The following is a 20976-nucleotide window of genomic DNA, read 5'->3' on the forward strand; positions in this document are numbered from 1 at the left end:
TATGCATCGTTCCATTTTGAACTTGATGGCATCGTTGCTTGCGCTGATTCTGTTGCTATGTTCTCTACCCTCAGTTGCGTGTCGGCCCGTTCCGGGCTTTCCCACGGCATTGCCAAAAGTTTCCACGGTCGAGAAATTAGCCAACGCCTCACTCGTCGTGGCGGGCGAGGTCATCGAACGGGCAGACGACCGCGATACCAATACCAGCCTAATCAGCTTTCGTGTCGCCAAGCATCTCAAGGGCGCGAGTCCCGATGTCGTACAGATGCATGGCGCGCTGTATGTGCCATGCATGGGTCCGCCGCGGCTGCTCAACCCTGACGAGTGGTGGATCTTGTACGCCGTCCACGACGACCAGCGCGGTGGCTATGCGGTCATCGACCGCGAGACGTACTGCGCGCAAGGCGACACCATCGTTGATACGGGCAACGGCACCTGCCGGCGCGTATTGTCCAGCGCGACGACGTCAGGTCGACTCAATCTCGCAGCAGGGTCGCGCGTGGTGCTTGGCCCGGATCGCGACGTTTCGAAACTGAGATCAGCGGAATTGGCTCCGGGCAGCCAATTCCAAGGCGTCGCGTTGCCGGCCCATTCCGTGGTGGTGCCGTCTGGCGATTATGTGTCGCTGCCCAAGTCGCTGACGCTCGGTCCGATCCGGTTGAGCGGGAATGTGCGCTTTGGCAACCTGCACGATTATCACAACGCATCAACGTTGTATTTCGCGGAGCCGGATGACAGGCACGAGCCTCCCGGCAAGGTGAGGGTGTACGGCGCGGAAGTCTCGACGGTGTATTTCCCGAGTTTCGGTCCCGGCCCTCTGCGCGTAGAGCTGGCGCAACCCCAACACATGCAGGGTTATTACATCACCGATTATGTGGAGGTCGACGCCCATGGCAAGGTCGAGAGCTTCCGCGCCGCAGGCAAGCAGACCGTCGATGGCGTCAAGGTCAACAAGTGCGACAACGTGCGGTTGGAGAACGGCAAGGCCGCGCAGTATGTCCCGTTTTATAACCCGTGCACCGCGCGGTGACGAATAAGCAAAAGTTGTCAGCGACAAATTGAACGCCCCGGGGGGCGTTCGGTGCACGCACCACCGCCCCGCGCGGGTCCTGAAAACGGGGGCGCCGAAGCTGAGTTGGTCCCCGCTCGGCGACAACTCCACCTGCAACATCTTGATGGACGCCCCAGTCCATGGACCGGACAGCATGCGCGCCGCCAACGGCAAGCTGTTCGTGGCCGCCAACGGCAGCGGTGAGATCAGCAGGCTGATGGTCACCGGCGACACCACCCACGTCCCCGTCATCAAGAACGGGCTGAAGACCCCGACCGGCGTCGAACCAGCTGGCGATACATCCAGCACGCAACCTCATGCTCGATGCCCCATCAACGCACATAGGGCACAACATTGCCCCGGATCACCGCCCATTCGGCCGGTGTCAGCGGCAGCTGCGGATAGAGGCGGCCGTAGTAGTCGGCGAGATTCGTGCCGGTGTAGGGCCAGTCGGAGCCAGCCAGGAAATGGCTCGGTCCGATCTTTCGGATCAGCGCCACCAGGGCGCGCTTGTCGGGGGCAGGCGTCTTGTCCGTCCACACGCCGGAAAGGTCGAACCACACATTCCGGAACTTGCCGGGATCGGCTTGCATGTCATCCGCAAATGCACCCAGCGCGGACAGGGTCGCCTTGTCGATGCCACCCCAGCCGCCCGCGTGCGCAATCTGCACCGGCATGCCTGCCGCCGCCGGCAGCACGTCCTTGACGAAGCGCTGCACGTCCGCCGCGCCGTAGTCACTGCGCTGTGTCCGCAAGTGGACCACCACTGCCCAATGTGCCCTCGCGGCCGCCTTGAACACACCGGCAAGCGCGGCTATGTGCGCGTCTTTGCGCAGATCCACGCCCGAACTCGTCAAATGCAGTTTCAACCCGGCGACCCCAGGCTCCCCCTTCCATCGAGCGATCTCGGGAAGCGCCGTGGGCCGCAATGGATCCACGGCGATGAATGCCCGAAAGCGGTCCGGATGGGCGTGCACCAGGCCAACGGTCCAGTCGTTGGCGGCGCGCATCAGCCGTGCTGCATCGGCAGGCTGTGGATCCATCATCGGGCTCTCGGGGAGATAGCCCGTCGACAGCACCAGTGCACGCTTGATGCCCGCCTTGTCCATCGCAGCCAGCAAGTCTGCAGGCGAGTATGGGGTCGTCAGTGCCGCATCGCATTTTCCGTAGCGGCTGATGCTCTCGCAGAACTTCGGCACGAACGCCTGGATAGCCGGGGAGTTGAGATGCACGTGATGATCCACGCGGACCGCAACACTGTCCGGCGAAGATGGCTCCGCTGCCGTAGCGGAAAATCCGATCGCGACCGCAGCAACTACCAAGCTGCACAAAAACATCTCGCGCATCCGCCGCATCGTGAGTGTCCTGCTGAAGAGAGGGGAACCAATAGTGCGCTCACACCGATCACAGCGGGTCAGAGCGAGATGGCCCTTTGAGCGCCTTTCCCGATATCGCTCACCGAGCCGCGTATCGCGCGCAGGCGCCGATACAGGCACCGATGCCGGGCGGTGGGAGTCGCGCCGCACGCGGGAGCAAGGTGCGCGGGGCGCGGCCGCTTCCGCCGCCCGTTCGAGAACACATACCTTGAGCGGCAACCGTGCTTTGGCTATCGCGGCGAAGCGCGTGAACGGCGCCGTACTTCCCCAAAAAAAATCCCCGTTGCCGGGGATTTTTCACAGGCGCGTTGGAAAAAAGCGCTCAGGTATAACGACGGCGCACGACCATGAAACCGCCCAACAACGACAGGCCCAGGCCGAACATGCCCAGAGCCGCCGGCTCCGGAACGTCGGTCGCCGCGCTTCCGAACGTGATGTAGTGGCTGAGCCCACCCGCCTGGCCGGTGGAGGTGAACCACAGGTCCAAGTCGCCACCCAGGTTCTGCAGCAAACCGTAAGCCTGGTGCCTCGGGCCGGCGCCCACCTTGATCAACAGATAATCTGCGCTCAAGGAAAAGGCGAACGACTTGCCGGCTGAGGGCGCAATGTTGCCGCTGTTCTCGTCGAAGCTGGTCGCCAGCATGCTGTTGACGAAAGCCATTTCGCTCGCCGGACTGGCGTCCGACGGGCCGCCCAGCATCTGGCCGACCGTCGAGCTCCAGGCAAGCGGGGTCGCGTTGCTGACGGCCGCGAGCAGGCCAGTGCAATCCCCACCTGCGCTTCCGCAGCCGACCGTAAACCGTTGCGAGGTTTGCGTCGCGGCATTGTTGTAGAAGGTGATTGGCGTCGCTTGCGCGGCCGGCACGATAAAAGCCAGCGCGGCGACGACCGCAAGTGCCGCACCGGTGACTTTTGACCCAAAACGAGTGGACATCTTCTTTGACCTCTGGATGGCGTTCCCGCGGTACGTCGCGGTGCTGAATGCTTTAGCCAGAAGATGCAAGCACCCATCGTGCCAAGCCACAAGTCATTGATCCGGTGAGCACCGCATCCAAGCTTCCACCCGACAAGGGCCCCAAACTGTAAGGCTGGCCGACGCGAAGGGACGAAAGCGGACCGCCGGGGCCATCTGCGGGTGCAACCGATGTCCGGGTTCACGTCACGACGCGACGTCGCGGTCCAGCCCGACAGATCGCGATCGATTACGCACGAACCGTGGCGTTCTGCCCGCTTGGAAGCGCCAAGCCGCGCCAGCCATGCTTCTTTAACCGGCTTGGATCGCCTGCGCTACCGGCCGATGGTCGAAGCCAAAGCCGACGCTTCGCCGATGTCAGTCACCGCCCGCCTGGCGACAAATCAGGCAGCCTACTTGCCCGCGTCCCAGACCCGACCCTCCACGCTGCCGCCCTTGTCGACCATGAACACCTCGACCGCAAACACCTGGTAGGTGGGGTCGTCGCTGGCGTCGAAGTTGTCCAGGTTCGGGAGTTTCCAGCCGTTGGCTTCCCAGGCCTTTACGTGGTCGGCAAAGATGATCTTGTGGTCAACCCCGAGCGGCTGCTGCTCCTTGGGGCGGCTCCAGTACTGGTAGAACGTGGCGGTGTTGTTGATCGAGGGCTTTTCCTTGCGGAGGGTGCGGTAGGTGGTGTACTCCACGCCGTCGCTGACGAAGGAAACGCCCTTCTCACCGCCCTGCCCCGGCGTACGCACGCCGCGCTGAACAACGTAGTACTCCACCAGATGGGCCGGATCGGCCGGGTCCATGTTCTTGTCGTAGCCCCAGCCATACAGGGTCACGTAGCTGGCGCCCGAATCCTTGTCGAGGTGGTAGCCGATCACGCGGTTGCGGTCGCCATGATCCCAGCCGGCACCGCCGACATAGTTGTAGTCGCCACCCACCCATTCGATGGTGAAGTTGCCCTGCTCATCCAGCTTGAACGAGGCCGCGCCACCATCCTTCCAGTGGGTAAAAAACAGATCGCCCACGTGGCCGGTCGCATGGCTCTGCGTGAGCAGCGTCTCGCCACTGAAGCGCTGGGTATACGCCTTGAACTTGGTGATTGGCGGTTTGGCCTGTGCCGCAGCGGACGGCTGGGCCCGGGATGGCGGCTGCGCCGCATCAGCCACACGCGCCGGGTGCGAGCCGCAACCGGCGATGCCCAGGATCAGGGCGGAAGTCAGGAGGGCTTTGGTGAGGTGACAGGTCATGAGATGCCGGGCTGAATCAGGGGATGACCATGCAGCATGGCTTGTCAGCGGCGTTTAGCCAAGGGTGTGGGGTGAAGCAGATTGCGCCTGACAATTTTCGAAGACAACGCACCACGCACCGAAGCAAAACTACCGACGCCTCTCACGTGCCGTTGCGCGGATGGCCGTAGCGGCCAGCGCGCGACGCGTTCGAAAGCGGCAAGTGAACCTGGCTCCGTTTCGGACGCCTCTTCACGCGTAGCGTCGGGCGGTTCACTGGGCGAGAGAACCCAGAAGCTGCGGCGACCGTCCGCGATTCACAGTCGGCGGGGACAGCCGTCCAATGTCAGAAAAGTGCGCTCTGGCTCGCGCTTTTTGTCCAAATCACGCCGCGATTCGTTCGATATGTTGGACCGCCTTGCCCAGCAAACGATGCGCCTCCTCCAAATCAAAGTCTGCCTGCAGGCCCAGCCAGAACCGCTCGCTCGTGCCCAAGGCGGCCGCCAGGCGCACGGCGGTATCTGCCGTGACACCGCGCTTGCCGAGCACGATCTCATTGATACGCCGCGGCGGCACGCCAGCAGCGCGCGCCAGTGCGTTCTGGCTGATACCCATCGGAGTCAGGAACTCCTCGAGTAGCACTTCGCCGGGATGGATGTTGGGCAGGCTCTTCATGGTCAAGTCGCTCGTTAGTGGTAATCGACGATTTCCACGTCGTGGGCGTCGCCGTCGATCCACCGAAAACAGACGCGCCATTGATCATTGATCCGGATGCTGTGCTGGCCGTTCCGACTACCCTTGAGGGCCTCGAGCCGATTGGCTGGAGGAATGCGCAGGTCATCGAGCCTGGACGCGTTGCCGAGCATGCGCAGCTTGCGGCGCGCGACGGGCTGGATATCCGCAGGCAGCCGCCGAGATGGCGTACCGCACCAGATCTTTTCCGCTTCCTTGTCGGCAAAATTCCTGATCACGGAACAACCATAACGTTTTCCGTCATATGACGCAAGTCGTCATGGCTGGACAACCGCGAACGCGGATGGGAAGCGAAAGCACGGGAGCATGAATGTGGAAGTCTGTGGGAAGCATCGAGAAAACCTGGCGTCGGGCAACTTAACATCCCCAGTTGTCACAGTTGTCAGTCCATCCGGTGTCAGCAACAAGTGCACGTGATTGCTCATCAACACATATGCATGCAGCCGGCAACCGAATCGCCCCAGCGCCTGCCGCAAGCATTGCAGGTAGCGCTGGCGATCGAGATCATCCAGAAAGCACGGCAACCGATTATTGCCCCGCCGCACCACATGCTGCGCAATGCTGGGAAGATCAAAGCGAGGTTGTCGAGCCATGCCTGCAGCATCGCCGCTCCACCAGCCGACCGCTGTCAGCTAAAACCGCCCCACCCATCGTCCAAGCCACCCACCCGACATCAGGCATTGTCCCTGACATCTTTTTTCTGACACCCTTTTTTCACCCTTTCTGTTTTCTCAGCATATGAGACAGAGACGGAGCACGGTGACGCACGCGTGATAGGCGCAATGACCAGAGGAACAGGAAGATGACGAGCTACTAGGTCAACCAAAATGCTCAAACCAACGGTGACCATGAAGTGCACACCGCTACATGCGTCTACCAACGCAGCCACATGCAGTATTTAGGCGAATTTCCCACATGCGAAGGCGCTGTACGAGCAGCGAAACAGCATTATCCTCAATCGAACGGCTGCTACACCTGCTCGAAGCCGTGTCATACGACTTGAAGACACTTGGCTGATTCGGATCGAGCCTTTAGCAGATGTCGGTGCCAGGGACGATTCGTACGTCCTGAGCCCCTAAGCACCCAACAACTGTCCCCGGCACCTTTTTCCCCAGTGAGCTTGCGCCGTCTTGGTCGGCCGAGGCGCCGGAACAGTGGGCACGAGGGAATTTAATTTCCTCCGTCCCGGTGTCGTTGGTCCAGCTACCACCACAACGCGCTGGGGCAGCACACACCACTCATCACCCCGCACGAGCAATACACGCTACTGGCCAGCACACCCGCCGGGCGCCAAGCCGCCTACTACGCGTTGGTGCATGAACACCTGGAAGAACAATTCCTCGACGAAATCCGACAGCACACCCAACAACAGCGCGCATGGGGAAGCGAACGCTTTCGGCAGCAGATCGAGGCCAAAGTCAGATTGAGGTAGTCCGGTTTTGGCGCAACCTTGACCGCGCTGCGGGAAGAACGGGATCGCCAGCAGGTCAAACACGACGAGCGCGCTCCTCATGACCATTTAACTTCCTCCGTCCCGGTTTTCGTGGCCGAGCCTTCGCGGGAGACGTTCGCCAGTCCACTTCCGGTTGCCGCCTGATCGGGTCGCCGGGGCTGACACCTTCTTGCTGAACTTCTTGCGCCGCCTCAAGTCGATGAAGATACCCTGCCCGCACCCCGGTCCGGGCCATCGACGGGAGACATTCCTTGAACAGGATGCATCTGAAAGCGGGCGGTGCCCTTTTACTGGTCATGATGCTCGGTCAGGCCAGGGCCACCGAAGCCAGCCACGCCACCGCGTCGCAGCGCATGCCGGACAGCTATGCGCAGGCGGCAAAGCTGATCGACCTGGGCGATGGCCGCCATCTCAACCTGCGCTGTTCGGGCAGCGGACCGCAGACCGTCTTGCTGGAGGCTGGCGCGGTCGCCGATTCCTCCACGTGGTTCAAGGTGCAGCCGCTTCTCGCCGCCCACGCGCGCGTCTGCGCGTACGACCGGGCCGGCCTCGGCTTCAGCAGCGAGGGGCCGATGCCGCGAGATCTCGACGCCGACGTGTCGGATCTGCACGCCCTGATCCAGCGTGCCGGCCTCTCGACCCCACTGGTGATGGTGGGGCATTCGCTGGGTAGCAACATCGTTCGGCAGTACGCAAGCCGCTATCCGGCGGACGTGGGCGCGATGATCCTGCTCGATCCGCCCGCGCAGGACATCGGCCGGTTTGCCCCCGCATGGCAGAAGGACGAGGACACCCTCTCGGTACAGCGGTTCGCGTTTCTTCGCCACTGCGAGGCCGCCGCCGAAAAGCACGAACTGACATCCACCCATAAGGAACTGAGCCAGTGTCTCGGCGGGCCCGATCCGCACGCCAGCGCCAAACTCAACGCGGTGAACCTGGCCCTGATGTCGAAGCCGGCGTACTGGCACACCGTACTTTCGGTACTCCAGGCCAATGTCGGGGTCTTCAAGCAGCCCGTGTCGAAGCAGGAGACGCACGGCTCGACACCCCTGATCGTACTGTCCGCCGCCAACACCTATGCCGATGCGCTGCCGCGTGACCGCAAGGGACTGGAAGACGCCCGTGCCCATACGCAGGCGCAGATCGTCGCCACATCCTCCCGCGGCACGCTGGTACACGTTCCGGGCAGCTCACACGACATTCAGATCGATCAGCCGGACGCGGTGGTCAAGGCGGTCAGGCAAGCGCTGGGGATGACGCAGCACGCAGCGAGGTAACGCTGCCCTACCAACAATGGTTGGACACAGGCATTGCACTTGGGGAATTTTAGCGCCTGCGTGCGTATGCCAGCCAGGAACGCGCCCTTGGTGACGAACGCTTCCAGCGCATGGTGGAAACCGCCCTCGGATGTCCTGCCGTGTACCGCCCGCGTGGGCGGTCACCGCGGGCAAGCATCCAGGAAGACATTTAATTAGCCACGCCCCATTACTCTCGACCCGGCCCCGTTCTTCACGGACGAACGCGAATGATCGTCTTCCCGCTGATCCGCCGGGTCGGGTTGAAAGCGGCGACGGCATCGTCGAGGGTGGCGATGTTGCCGATGTTCGACCGCAATCTGCCGTCCCGTACGCGCTGGACGATCTCGCCCAGTTGGGCGCGGCTGGACTCGACCACGAAGTCGACCGCCAGGCCATCGACGGGCCGCGTTTCGGCCGGCGCGACGATGGTCACCAGCGTTCCGCCGGCTCGAATCAGGCCTGCGGATCGCTTCTGGATGTCGCCGCCGATGACATCGAACACCAGATCGACCTTGCCGACGTCTTCCAGCGCGTCGTTGTCGAGGTCGACGAATTCCTGCGCGCCGAAATCGAGCACCTTCTGACGGTCGGCGGCGCGGCCGGTGCCGATGACATAGGCGCCCGCTTCACGCGCGAGCTGCGTCACCATCGACCCGACCGCACCGGCCGCGCCGTGCGCGATGACGCTCTGCCCCGCCCGAAGACGGCCGTGCTCGAACAGTCCCTGCCATGCCGTCAGGCCCGAGATCGGCAGGCTCGCGCCCACCGTGAAGTCGACGTCGCCCGGCAGCGGCGCGAGGTTGCGCGCCTCGATCGCCACATACTCCGCCAGGGTGCCGTCGCGATACCAGTCCGCGAGGCCGAATACCCGCTGCCCCACCGATAGCCCGACCGTGCCGTAGCCCAGCGCAGTGATCACTCCAGCCAACTCGTGCCCGGGAATCGTCGGCGTCCTGCTGCGGTCGAGTCGATCGGTCCAGGTCGAGGGCCACGTCAGCTCGGTTCCAACGAACCCCGACGCATGAATATGCACGACGACATCGTTTATTGCGGCCTGCGGCTCGGGGCGCTCCGCCAGCTTCATCCCGCCCGTTCCCGCGGCCTCATCGGTTACCACAATCGCCTTCATTGTCATTGTCTCCTCGGTTTGTCCCCTGGGTGGACATGTCGTCGAAATGGAAAGCTCGTTGGTTATTCGATGCAAAATGCAGAGTGGTTACCTAAAGCGCCGGTGTGAAAACCGAGGTCAGAGTGCACTTCTGACGGAAGTTCGCGGAATGGCCCGACAGACGGAACCCGCAGCACTGGGAAACTGGAGCCATTCCAGCATGGACGCCGCGATGCCCCGCCAGCCACGACTCGATCTTGCCTGCATTCCCCAACACGTCGTCCAACGCGGCAATGATCGCCAACCTTGTTTCTTTACCGACGTAGACCGTGTGCGCTACCTGCAAGACTTGCGCGAGATCTCGATGCGCGAGGGCTGCAACGTCCACGCGTATGTGCTCATGACCAATCACGTACATCTCTTGATGACGCCCGCCGCCAGTGGCCAGATTGCGCGCGTGATGCAATCCCTAGGGCGACGTTACGTGCGCTACATCAACGATCGATACCGGCGCACCGGCACCTTGTGGGAAGGTCGCTACAAGTCGTCACTGGTAGATCGGGAAACCTACTTGCTCCACTGCTATCGCTACATCGAACTCAACCCGGTCCGCGCTCGCATGACCGCCGACCCGCTCGACTATGCCTGGTCAAGCCACGCACACAATGCTTTCGGCCACGACGACCCTTTGATTCATCCCCACCCCGTCTATCTGGCGCTGGGAAGAACCGACGAGGAGCGATACAACGCATACCGCACCCTCGCCATGGAAAACCTGTCCCAAAATCACCTCGACGCCATACGCGAGCATCTTCAACGACAGCACGCGCTGGGCTCAGACCGCTTCCGCAGCGCTATCGAAGCGCAGCTGTCACGCCGCGCAGGACCGGCAAAAATCGGACGTCCGCGCAAAGTGCCTCAAGGAGAATAAGCCCTGAAAAGTGCGCTCTGATCCCTGTTTTTGCCTCCTGTTTTTAGACCCCCATTTTTATCCTCGCGTAGGAACCAACCTGTCGTACGGGGGAAGGTTGCTGCTGGCCATCTCTTCGGCTTCATAGGCAAGGCGCAGGGTGGCGGCGGCCTGCATGTAGCCCATCAGGAGATCCTCCTGATCACTGACGTCGTCGTCCTCGCCCGCCTGGTCGATCTCTGTTTCCAAGGAGTGGATCTGAATTTGCACCGCCTGCACGGCCATCAGCAGGGTCTGCCCGTCAATATCAGCCATGGTTTTCGCTCATCGTTGGAGTATGGAATCAAGCGCGCTGTACCGCTCGGGCTATGGCGTTTCGTGCAAGGTTGTCCACAGCACCTTTGAATGCGTAGATACGGAGGGATTTGGCCGCGCATTCAATCTGGTAATGATTTGCCTTGAGGCGCGGGTTGTAGCCGGTCTCGCGGACGACCAATGATGCTGGAATGACCGTACCCTCGGGAATTTCGAAGCAAAGCCAGCTCTTGCCCTTGAATACACTTTTCACGTCGAACAGCGAGGTGCCGCCCGAAACTGGGGTCCGAAACTGGGGTCCGAAACTGGGGTCCGAAACTGGGGTCGAAACTGGGGTCAGAGTCGACTTTTACACCAACGTCGCCCATTTAAAGTGCACTCTGACCCCTGTTTCGTTTGCGCTTCTATTTGACGTTTGCGCTTCTATTTGACAAATTTCGCCTTAATAAATTCCGCCAACTCTTGGCTGAATCTACCGCGTTTAAGTGAATCTGGCGTGGGAAATCCAATATTATCAATAGCCAGCTGGCATTTCTCGAATATCTTTATATATTTCCTATCTTCCGAATGAAGAACATCTATTATCTTAGAAGCGTATGCATCAGCCTTTCGAGAATTTGCCTCTGGCACGTCTACTTTTTCATGCACAAACCATTTGAAAGCATGGATAATATGCCATCTTACCTTGACGTAATTTTGTGCATTGATCTTCCTGCCATTAATTAACGTCTGATATTTATATAGTGCCAAAGCCGCAGAATAGTAATACGACTCGTGGTCATCTTCCTTGAATAGATTCTCACCACCGGCTACAAAAATCGCGCTCAGATAGCGCGCGGCGTTATGAGGCTGATTTAAGAACATGGCGGCATAGCAACGAGCCACCTCTTTTACATCAAATATGCGGGACACCTGATATCCAAGCCCTCTAAACTCGCCCTGCCGACGCTCAAAATAGATTCGACTATCGGCCGGCGCCGCTTGATTTCTCGCATCGAAATACTTCTGCACCAATTTCGCCTTTGTCCTTAATCCGTAAAAAGCTTCCTTAGGGATATCAGATTGACTGTTAGTAGCTGCAATGATGTCGCTGGATGACTCGTTATCGGGAGACTCAATAAACTTGATTACTACATTAACGTCCTCTGTCAGGCTTTCGTAATTCTCATGAAGCGTGCTACTGGTTTGACATCCATTTATTATTTGATAATTTGTTAGATGGATTTCCTTTGTGTTTGGCGTAAGAGTTATTTCAGGAGCAACTATAGTTATTCCATTATTAAGCACAGAGAAGAGCTTACGCTTATCTTTATCCTGCAATGACCCCTGTATCGCTGAATTTACATCATTGTCCTGACCCAAGAATGATCGAACGTTTTCCTCAAAGACTGATTGCCTAAGAGCTCGATCTCCATCCACAAGCAATGCATCCACATAGCTTTTTGCAGAAACAACACCTACATACGACTGGGGGATGCCAGGCATTTCCGGCATACCAAAATAATCGATCAATCGAAGCTTAGCTTCATTCTTATCAGTTATATCTGAGTAAAACTTAAGAATTTCGCTTCGCCCAGAAGGGGTCACGGAAACGCTATAAAAAAGTTCAGTCTCTTTTACGTGTCGCGCAATAATATCGAAGGCCGCCCTAATCTCGCGCTCAGATTTGTATGTACCCGATGTGCAGTAATAAACATGGATATTTGGACGGCGATTTCGAACGCGCTTTAGATTCTCGAATACGACTTTAAGTATGGAAATGGCCTCGCCATTTAATTTTCCATTTGGCAATTTTGGATCGAGGCTTAGAAAATCTTCTAGACCCATCTTGAAATTAGCAATTTCCGCCTTATTGAAAGACTCTCCGCTTTTAGCCTGAGTAAAGACAACATCCACGACCAGATTTGTCTTATGCGTATTAAAAATCTCTTGCGCGTCGTCAAGGTTGGTAATGAGATCACCATCTATAATTATCGCAACGCCATCAATGGACGCATCGTCCTCATCCGTAGTCACGTCAACCGGGTCAAAGCGCCCCAAAAAATGCCTGGAGACTACGCAATAATTACAAAAAACTTCAAATAACTTTGAATCAGACAGACCTTCATAGCCAAAATCGGCCTGGAGATCGTTAATGTGATTTTGAAGTATTATGTGCATAAATTCCCTTTTATTTATTTATAAAACAAGTTTGCCACTGCCGCACCCGTCACCCAACTATGCCCTTACGATTACCGACTTCGCACGTTATTTCGATAACATCGAAACTGGGGTCAGAGTCGACTTTTACACCAACGTCGCCCATTTAAAGTGCACTCTGAACCCTGTTTCGCACAAGATCACCTCGACGCAATACGCGCGCATCGTCAACGACAGCACGCGCTGGGCTCAGACCGCTTCCGCAGTGCTATCGAAACGCAGCTGTCACGCCGCGCAAGGCCGGCAAAAACCGGACGTCCGCGCAAAGTACCTCAAGGAGAATAAACCTTGAAAGTGCACTCTGACCCCTGTTTTGGAGGCACGAGGCTCAATTAGCCACGCGCCTTTAATCGACATTCGTCCATCGCACCAATAAATCCGCTATCTGCAGGAAGCACAATGTACAACACTCCTTATGAACTGATTATTTTCAGCAAACCAGGATTCAGAGAGCCGACTTTCTTCACGACTTCCGTAATTAAAGTGCACTCTGACCCCTGTTTTGACTACGGACGGCGAAATGGTGACACCTTTGTTGCGAGCAACAAGGGCCGCTGACGCGGTCCTAACCAGAACGGTGACTGGCGCGATCTTGGCGCCGCATGAAACACAACGGCTGGTGGTCAGCGGCAAGACGGGCACATACTCTTCGGCAGCGCCGGGGAAGAGCAAGTGCGCGTCTATTGACTCCGGCGGCGAAATGGTGACCCGGTTAGTTTGTTTTGGTTGGGATCAAAGCTGAAGCTCCTTCTCAACCTCTGTAACAAAGCCAAGAGGTAACCCAGTAAGCGACAATACGTCATTCGCGTCATTGAAGTCCGCGGTAGAGATAGACGACGTATATCGCTGATAGAAGGCAGACCCCAGCTCAAATGCTTGCTCAATCGTCCTGGCCTTATACTTACCGGAGCAAACACGAATTACATCGAATACAACTTGGTCCAAATAATCGTGTCCATTCGTGACCAAGGTCTCAAGGTACGTTGGTGATTTACTCGTATGCACAATTAGGTTTCGCGCTCGATAAAGCCGCCGTATCTGCCAAGTCACCTTTTTTTCGTGCCTATCCAATAAATCAAAAACCCTACTTTTTGACGCGACACTCTCTGCGAGTCTAAAGCACCGGTAGCGAAGTAAAACAAAATCCCCCAACCTACCGTACAACTCACTCCTAAGGTCCTCACATGCCGCGTGTGCAATAAGCACAGTCAATCTGTCCAACAGGCCAAAGCCCTTTGCCAATGGGACCTTCGACAATAGCTTCCGAGTTCTCCATTTATCCCACTTCAGGAGATCGCTTAGCAATTGGTTCATCAACCTACGGATATAAGCCATTAGGATAAATGGCATGATAGATCGAATCACCTTGGTTATCTTTGATCCACCTACGTGACTTGGGACCAAAGTTTCGAGAGAAATCCACAAATTGACGAGCTGATTATCTACGATCTTATGAGTGACGCAGACACCATGTAAATCTACAACGCGAGTGAATCGTTGAAAGCTTCCATCATCCCTCCTGGCGGAGAAATTCCTCAGGAGCGAATTAAGCTGCTTCGACGCCTTAGTTGCGCTTAAATCAAACGCCTTCTCCATAGGCCCCCTCGGAGATAAAATCTTGACCCCTGTCTTCTCGCAACACTCTTGCATCACGACGGCCTCATCCCGCCAGATAATATGGTCACGATGGTAGAAGAGCGTAAATAGATCAGTCAGCGCATCGAGCCTGCGAAACATAATATCTCTGGCAGCATAATGGTCTGGCGCGTCAATATGTTCCACTCGCACCAATAGCTCACCATCCCCTACTGGCGATGACCAATCTACAGAGCTATCCTCCGGCAGTGACTTCACTATCTCGATACCAAAAGAACCAATAGATTCAGAAACCTCCTTAATTAAACGTGAAACTACGGCAAAACCCGTGAATCGATGAGTTTTAGGCTTTATGACTCTGAGAAATTCATCTAATGCGTCACAACACTCGATAGCCGCCCCATTTGGATCAAAAAAATGGCTATTGACTGCGGCAAATAATGACTGCTTGCTCACTCCAATGTTCAGGAGCGTCGTTATAATCGTTGTAGCCAAAAAATCTATATCACTCTTTTTCCGAGCTCTAACAGCCTCCCCTAGACGTTCAAATGCAATCGCCAAGTAGCGATTAGGATTGATGGTGCGCCCTAGCACCTCCAGCTTGAGCCTGGTTTGCGATAAGGGAGTTTCAGCATTTACAAGAGTGTAATACCCGGGATCAAGATCTAACAATTCTTTTGTTATAGAGTCATTCTTTAGACTCCACGCAAGCTCTTCAAGGACCGGCTCCAGATTTGCCCGCTCCATGAAACCCTTTTCAATTTCTTTTACCAGGTCAATTGCTTCTATACACAACGACGGTGCATTTAGCGCCGGCGGTTTGTGTGTATCAAGTGAGAAGTCAAAGAGCATCTCATCCACTCTTTGAGCGAAGAACAACAGCCCTTCAACGCTTTCACTCAGCTTCCATTTGCTTAAGTTTTTTAGCTTCATCCTTTTCCCCTGCGCAGGTTAGAATTTTCTCCTTCGAACCTACATATTCCGCCGATACTCCCCCCCCACCTCATACAACGCATGACTGATCTGCCCCAGCGAGTTGTACTTCACCGCCTCGATCAGCTGCTCGAACACGTTGCGCCGATCCCGCGCCGTCGTTTGTAGCACCTTCAAGCTGTCGGCAGCCAGGGCATTGCGCGCCTCGCCGTACCGCCTCACGTTGGCGATCTGCTGCCCCTTCTCCTCCTCCGTAGACCGAATCAACTCGATCTCCGTCGCGATCTCCCCCGCATGCTCCCTCGGCAAAAAGGTGTTCACGCCGATCAACGGCAACGACCCATCATGCTTCTTGTGCTCGTAATACATCGATTCTTCCTGGATCTTCCCACGCTGATACATGGTATCCATCGCGCCAAGCACGCCCCCACGCTCGCTGATCGCCTCGAACTCCTTGTACACCGCCTCTTCCACCAGGTCGGTCAGCGTATCGACCACATAACTCCCCTGCCACGGATTCTCGTTGAAGTTCAGCCCCAGCTCCTTGTTGATGATCATCTGGATCGCCACGGCGCGGCGCACGCTTTCTTCGGTGGGCGTGGTGATCGCTTCGTCGTAGGCGTTGGTGTGCAGGCTGTTGCAGTTGTCGAACAGCGCGTACATCGCCTGCAGCGTGGTGCGGATGTCGTTGAACTGGATTTCCTGCGCGTGCAGCGAGCGGCCTGAGGTCTGGATGTGGTACTTCATCATCTGGCTGCGGCTGCTGGCGCCGTAGCGCTCGCGCATGGCGCGGGCCCAGATGCGGCGGGCGACGCGGCCGATCACGGTGTATTCCGGGTCCATGCCGTTGGAGAAGAAGAAGCTGAGGTTGGGCGCGAAGTCGTCCACCTTCATGCCGCGGGCGAGGTAGTACTCGACGATGGTGAAGCCGTTGCTGAGGGTGAAGGCGAGCTGGCTGATCGGGTTGGCGCCGGCTTCGGCGATGTGATAACCGCTGATGCTCACTGAGTAGAAGTTGCGCACCTTGTGGTCGACGAAGTACTGCTGGATGTCGCCCATCATGCGCAGCGCGAATTCGGTGGAGAAGATGCAGGTGTTCTGCGCCTGGTCTTCCTTCAGGATGTCGGCCTGCACGGTGCCGCGCACCTGGGTCAGCGTTTCGGTCTTGATGCGCGCGTAGGTTTCGGCATCGACCAGTTCGTCGCCGGACACGCCGAGCAGGCCAAGGCCGAGGCCGTCGTTGCCCTTGGGCAGGTCGCCCAGGTATTGCGGGCGCTGGCGGCCTTCGTAGAGCTCGGCGATTTTCTTTTCCGCCTCGGCCCAGCGGGCGTCATCAGCGCGCAGGTATTTCTCCACGTTCTGGTCGATGGCAGTGTTCATGAACATCGCCAGGATCATCGGCGCGGGGCCGTTGATGGTCATCGATACCGAGGTGCTTGGCGCGCTCAAGTCGAAGCCGGAGTACAGCTTCTTCATGTCGTCGAGCGTGGCGATGTTGACGCCGGAGTTGCCGATCTTGCCGTAGATGTCCGGGCGCGGCGCGGGGTCTTCGCCGTACAGGGTGACCGAGTCGAACGCGGTGGACAGGCGCGTGGCGGCACCGCCCTGGCTCAGGTAATGGAAGCGGCGGTTGGTGCGCTCGGGCGTGCCTTCGCCGGCGAACATGCGGGTGGGGTCTTCGCCGCTACGGCGGTACGGGTAGACGCCGCCGGTGTACGGGTAGTGGCCGGGCAGGTTTTCCTTGCCGAGGAAGGTGACGAGCTCGCCCCAGTCCTTGGACTTCGGCGGGGCGACTTTCGGGATTTTCTGGTGGCTCAGCGATTCGCGGTAGTTGTCGACGCGGATGACCTTGTCGCGCACCTTGTATTCGTTGACGTCGGCGGTGACGGATTGGTACAGCGCCGGCCATTCGCGCAGCTGATGAATCGCTTCGTGGCTGAGTTCCTTCAGCGCGGCGTTGTAGCGCTGGCGCAGGGTGACCAGCGAGCGGTCGCCTTCGGCATGCAGGTCGGCACTGCCGTACAGGTCGAGCGGGCGCGGCAACTTGTCGTCGCCCAGTTCCTTCAGCGACTCGTAGTAGTGCTGCGCCTTGCTGGCGAATTCGGCCTGGGTCTCGATACCCTTGTTGATCGCGCGGCCCTGCTCGGCGATCTCGGCGAGGTAGCGTACGCGGGCGCCGGGGATCAGGACGGTGGCGCGGGGTTCTTTCAGGGTGGTGTCGAGTTGCGGGGCCCAGCTGCATCCGGCTTCGACCGGGGCCACCCCACCCTGCCCTCCCCTGGAAGGGGAGGGTTCCAGAGCGGGCTGCCCTGCCTTGGAAGTGGCCGCGCCCAGATGCAGCTTTTCGCGCATCAGGCGGCACAGGTTGGTGAACATCCAGGTCACGCCCGGATCGTTGAACTGGCTGGCGATGGTCGGGTAGACCGGCACGTCGTCATCTTTCACGCTGAACGCGGTGTGGTTGCGCTTCCACTGCTTGCGCACGTCGCGCAGCGCGTCTTCGGCGCCGCGCTTGTCGAACTTGTTCAGCACCACCAGGTCGGCGAAGTCGATCATGTCGATCTTCTCCAGCTGGCTGGCGGCGCCGTAGTCGCTGGTCATCACGTAGACCGGGAAGTCGACCAGGTCGACGATCTCCGAATCGCTCTGGCCGATGCCGGCGGTCTCGACGATCACCAGGTCGTACGGCTGGCTCTTCAGGAAGTCGATGCAGTCGTGCAGCACCACGCTGGTGGCGGCGTGCTGGCGACGGGTGGCCATCGAGCGCATGTAGACGCGATGGCTGCGCAGCGAATTCATGCGGATGCGATCGCCCAGCAGTGCGCCACCGGAGCGGCGACGCGTGGGATCGACGGCGAGCACGGCGATGCGCATCTCGGGAAACGCGTGCAGGAAGCGCAGCAGCAGTTCGTCGACCACGGAGGATTTGCCGGCGCCGCCGGTGCCTGTGAGGCCAAGCACTGGTGTGCTTGGCCGGGATTCGAGATTCGGGATTGGGGATTGGTTGGAGCCGGCTGACCAGCTTTTGCGTAGATCGACGAGTTCGGCTTCGCTGAAGGCGCCGTCTTCCAGGGCGCTGAGCATGCGGCCGATGCTGATTTCGTCGTCGATGTCCGGGGCCGGCGCTTTTTTTAAATCCCGAATCCCCAATCCCGAATCCCGGTTGCGCGCTGCGCGCGCAACCACATCTTCAATCATCTCCACCAACCCCAGCTTCATGCCATCGTTGGGGTGATAGATGCGCTCGACGCCGTAGGTCTGGAGTTCCTTGATTTCTTCCGGGGTGATGGTGCCGCCGCCACCGCCGAAGACGCGGATGTGGCCGGCGCCGCGCTCGCGCAGCATGTCAATCATGTACTTGAAGTATTCGACGTGGCCGCCCTGGTAGGAGGAAATGGCGATGGCGTCGGCGTCTTCCTGCAGGGCGGCACGCACCACGTCTTCCACCGAGCGGTTGTGGCCCAGGTGGATCACTTCGGCGCCCTGCGACTGGATGATCCGCCGCATGATGTTGATGGCCGCATCGTGGCCATCGAACAGGCTGGCGGCGGTGACGAAGCGCAGTGGCGTGGTTTCTGCCGGCTTTGTGCCAGGGGGGACGTGCTTGGCGGGGGAACTCATGGCAACTCCGGACATCGTGTGCGATTCAGCGCATCGATTCTAGTGGCGGCAAGCGCCAAGAGCTTGCTGCAGCGCGTGCAACCAGGCCGCTGAACGCGAAACGCAAGCCCCCATTCGGGTCGATTTACGCCATGCCTTGTCTGCTCGCATACTCGGTGCCGGCAGCATGTCATCCATCGAAAACCGGCCGGGGGACCAGTCACGAAAAGATGGGCGGAGACATCTCACCAGCATTGGTCGTCGAGTGCTGCGCGGGCGAACCCCGCGCCGCCGAAAGCCACTCGGCGAGTGGGACAACCGGATCGTTCAACGCAGTCTCATCAAGGAAAGCGCGCATGAAAAGACTAATGCTCGGTGTCATCCTCGCCCTGGCCGCGATGGTTGTGCAGGCCAGCTCCAGCAGCGATGTCGAAGCCTCCGCCATCGTCAATGGAACCCTGGTGGTCGCCCAGGACGGCACGGTGCAGGCCGCGGTCGTCGACGAGCCGGACAAGTACGGGCAGCCGATCGTGGAGCTGGTGCGCAGGGCCGTCTCGCAGTGGCGGTTCCAGCCCGTGCTTCGCAACGGCGCGCCCGTGGTCGCCAAATCCACCATGCACGTGCGGGTGGTGCTCAGTAAAAAGCCCGACGGCAACTACACCGCGCGCATCAAGGGCGCCAGCTTCGGCGACAGCGACGCGCCATCCACCGATGCGGTGCACCGTGCTGAAATCAATAAGAAATTCCCGCCGAAGTATCCCGAGGCGGCCATCCGCGGCCGCGTACAGGGAACGGTGTACCTCGCGATGCGGCTGGACCGTAGCGGTCGCGTGGTCGACGCGGCAGCCGAACAGGTCAATCTTGGCAACCGCGGGCCGGACCACCTGCTCAAGCAATTCCGCGACGTGCTGGCCGAGTCGGCGCTGAAGGCGGCGCGCCAGTGGCGCTTCGAGATTCCCACCACCGGCCCGCTGGCCGCGCAGGAAAGCTGGACCGTGCATGTTCCGGTCAACTACGCCCTGAACGACACGAACGCGCCCCGGCCCAACTCTACCTGGGTGAGCTACATCCCCGGCCCGTATACGCCGGCGCCCTGGGTGAACAAGCCCGACGTGAACGTCGCCGATGCGGTCGCCGACGGCGGCGTGCGAACCGATGGCGCAGGTCCGGTACTGCTGTCCACGCTCGACCACGGCTGATACGCGGCAGCGGCTGGGGAATGCCGCCACCCCGATATGGTGGCGGCCTCGTCAATCAGGCGTAACGCTACGCCACGCCGTACGGCAGGTTGGGCGAGCTCACCACGCGCTCGCCGACCAACACGCCGCGCACGAACGCCAGCGCGGCGTCGATCACCTCGGGTGCGTCGAGCACGCGGCGATGGCCCAGCCCCTGCGTGGTGAGCAGCCGCGCGCCGGGCCAGTGCCGGGCATAGCGCTCGCCTTCGGCCCACGGCACGTCGCCGTCGTCGAGGTCGTGCACGATCAGCGCGGACTGGCCCAGCGCCGGCAGCCGCTGTTCCACCCGCAGCTCGTCGATGTGCACACCCGTGCGCCGGCGCAACCATTCGTAAAACGGTTGGCGCAGGTAGCTGGCCAGGTGCACGAAGCGGAAGAAGCGCCACGTCGCTGCCTTCATGTCGGCGGCGGGCGCCACCAGAATCAATCGGTTGGCGCGCCAGGTTTCATCCTGCGCAAGGGTGAGCGCGGTGCCGCCGAGCGAATGGCCGATCGCCAGCGCGGCGTTGCCGTAGTGCGCACCGATCGCGCGGATCGTGGCGATGAAATCCGGCAGCGTGCACAGCGTGCCGCTGCTGTGGCCGTGGCCCGGCTGGTCAAAGGTGATCACGGCAAATCCCATCGCCCGCAACGCGGCCACCCACGGCAGAAAACGCAGACCGAAGCTGGACCAGCCGTGCACCAGCAGCGCGTACGGTTGCGTGGCGGGGTCGCCCCAGACATAGGTGGCGATGGTTTCGCCGTTGACCTGCAACTGGCCGCGCTGCATGTCGTCGCCTGCCTGCGCCGCCTGTGCGCGACGGCGGCTGCTGGCGAACGGCGTGGCAAACAGGCGCGCGGCGCGGTTCACCGTGCGCGTGGGCGCAAGCCGTCCGCCCAGTACAAACGCGGCACGCACGGCGCCCAGCTTGAGGCGGGCGGAAAATCCGGGGCGATCCATCACGGTTCGGGTTGGCATG

General features: G+C 59.4%; 18 protein-coding genes. 4 read left to right on the plus strand and 14 right to left on the minus strand.

The genetic code is table 11. From position 1 onward, the window contains the following. Position 1: 1 nt before the first annotated feature. Positions 2 to 1030 (plus strand): hypothetical protein, encoded by a 1029-nt coding sequence (locus ASD68_RS05440; protein WP_156458345.1) that lies wholly within the window; start codon positions 2 to 4, stop codon positions 1028 to 1030. A 353-nt stretch (positions 1031 to 1383) separates the two neighbouring features. Here the strand turns inward: ASD68_RS05440 and ASD68_RS05445 are convergent, their stop codons facing one another. The 7 genes from ASD68_RS05445 to ASD68_RS05470 form a co-directional block, all read right to left on the minus strand. After that, entirely contained in the window at positions 1384 to 2397 is a 1014-nt protein-coding gene (locus tag ASD68_RS05445; protein WP_235578644.1) for an amidohydrolase family protein, read from the minus strand. A 352-nt stretch (positions 2398 to 2749) separates the two neighbouring features. Beyond that, positions 2750 to 3430, minus strand: coding sequence for a PEP-CTERM sorting domain-containing protein (locus ASD68_RS05450; protein ID WP_156458346.1), 681 nt, complete (start codon positions 3428 to 3430; stop codon positions 2750 to 2752). 362 nt (positions 3431 to 3792) lie between these two features. After that, the gene (locus ASD68_RS05455) at positions 3793 to 4635 is read right to left on the minus strand and encodes a glycoside hydrolase family 11 protein (protein WP_056604330.1); all 843 of its coding nucleotides are present in this window, start codon (positions 4633 to 4635) and stop codon (positions 3793 to 3795) included. 363 nt (positions 4636 to 4998) lie between these two features. Next, the gene (locus tag ASD68_RS05460; RefSeq protein ID WP_056079783.1) at positions 4999 to 5289 is read right to left on the minus strand and encodes a HigA family addiction module antitoxin; all 291 of its coding nucleotides are present in this window, start codon (positions 5287 to 5289) and stop codon (positions 4999 to 5001) included. A gap of 14 nt (positions 5290 to 5303) precedes the next feature. Then, a complete protein-coding gene (locus tag ASD68_RS05465; RefSeq protein ID WP_056604333.1) occupies positions 5304 to 5585 on the minus strand; it encodes a type II toxin-antitoxin system RelE/ParE family toxin in 282 nt (93 codons plus the stop codon). A 39-nt stretch (positions 5586 to 5624) separates the two neighbouring features. Then, positions 5625 to 5960 (minus strand): transposase, encoded by a 336-nt coding sequence (locus tag ASD68_RS17470; RefSeq protein ID WP_343123434.1) that lies wholly within the window; start codon positions 5958 to 5960, stop codon positions 5625 to 5627. 671 nt (positions 5961 to 6631) lie between these two features. Then, positions 6632 to 6862, minus strand: a complete 231-nt coding sequence (locus ASD68_RS05470) for a hypothetical protein (protein ID WP_156458347.1) — start codon at positions 6860 to 6862, stop codon at positions 6632 to 6634. A gap of 218 nt (positions 6863 to 7080) precedes the next feature. Between ASD68_RS05470 and ASD68_RS05475 the strand changes: the two genes are divergently transcribed. Further along, entirely contained in the window at positions 7081 to 8097 is a 1017-nt protein-coding gene (locus tag ASD68_RS05475; RefSeq protein ID WP_235578672.1) for an alpha/beta hydrolase, read from the plus strand. A gap of 232 nt (positions 8098 to 8329) precedes the next feature. Here ASD68_RS05475 and ASD68_RS05480 read toward each other — a convergent pair whose 3' ends face one another. Continuing rightward, a complete protein-coding gene (locus ASD68_RS05480; RefSeq protein ID WP_056604342.1) occupies positions 8330 to 9247 on the minus strand; it encodes an NADP-dependent oxidoreductase in 918 nt (305 codons plus the stop codon). 211 nt (positions 9248 to 9458) lie between these two features. Here ASD68_RS05480 and ASD68_RS05485 point away from each other — a divergent pair, with 211 nt between their 5' ends. Further along, positions 9459 to 10157 (plus strand): transposase, encoded by a 699-nt coding sequence (locus ASD68_RS05485; protein WP_056605212.1) that lies wholly within the window; start codon positions 9459 to 9461, stop codon positions 10155 to 10157. Positions 10158 to 10214: 57 nt separating this feature from the next. On the opposite strand, the gene ASD68_RS05490 is transcribed toward ASD68_RS05485, so the two are convergent. From ASD68_RS05490 to ASD68_RS05500, 5 genes are all read right to left on the minus strand, one after another. Next, positions 10215 to 10451: a hypothetical protein gene (locus tag ASD68_RS05490; protein ID WP_056604345.1), complete on the minus strand. Its 237-nt coding sequence runs from the start codon at positions 10449 to 10451 to the stop codon at positions 10215 to 10217. Between the two features lie 28 nt (positions 10452 to 10479). Beyond that, positions 10480 to 10791 (minus strand): hypothetical protein, encoded by a 312-nt coding sequence (locus ASD68_RS16800; RefSeq protein ID WP_255357721.1) that lies wholly within the window; start codon positions 10789 to 10791, stop codon positions 10480 to 10482. Positions 10792 to 10874: 83 nt separating this feature from the next. Beyond that, the gene (locus tag ASD68_RS16550; RefSeq protein ID WP_082545964.1) at positions 10875 to 12611 is read right to left on the minus strand and encodes an AIPR family protein; all 1737 of its coding nucleotides are present in this window, start codon (positions 12609 to 12611) and stop codon (positions 10875 to 10877) included. Positions 12612 to 13382: 771 nt separating this feature from the next. Further along, positions 13383 to 15179, minus strand: coding sequence for a hypothetical protein (locus ASD68_RS16805; RefSeq protein ID WP_156458349.1), 1797 nt, complete (start codon positions 15177 to 15179; stop codon positions 13383 to 13385). Positions 15180 to 15218: 39 nt separating this feature from the next. Beyond that, positions 15219 to 18800, minus strand: a complete 3582-nt coding sequence (locus tag ASD68_RS05500; protein WP_056604351.1) for a methylmalonyl-CoA mutase family protein — start codon at positions 18798 to 18800, stop codon at positions 15219 to 15221. 335 nt (positions 18801 to 19135) lie between these two features. On the opposite strand from ASD68_RS05500, the gene ASD68_RS05505 reads away from it, so the two are divergent. After that, entirely contained in the window at positions 19136 to 19978 is an 843-nt protein-coding gene (locus ASD68_RS05505) for an energy transducer TonB (RefSeq protein WP_056604356.1), read from the plus strand. Positions 19979 to 20045: 67 nt separating this feature from the next. Here ASD68_RS05505 and ASD68_RS05510 read toward each other — a convergent pair whose 3' ends face one another. Next, entirely contained in the window at positions 20046 to 20975 is a 930-nt protein-coding gene (locus ASD68_RS05510; RefSeq protein WP_056604359.1) for an alpha/beta fold hydrolase, read from the minus strand. Between the last annotated feature and the right edge of the window lies 1 nt (position 20976).

Origin of the sequence: Rhodanobacter sp. Root627 (assembly GCF_001427835.1) — a bacterium.
Lineage (GTDB): Bacteria > Pseudomonadota > Gammaproteobacteria > Xanthomonadales > Rhodanobacteraceae > Rhodanobacter > Rhodanobacter ginsenosidimutans.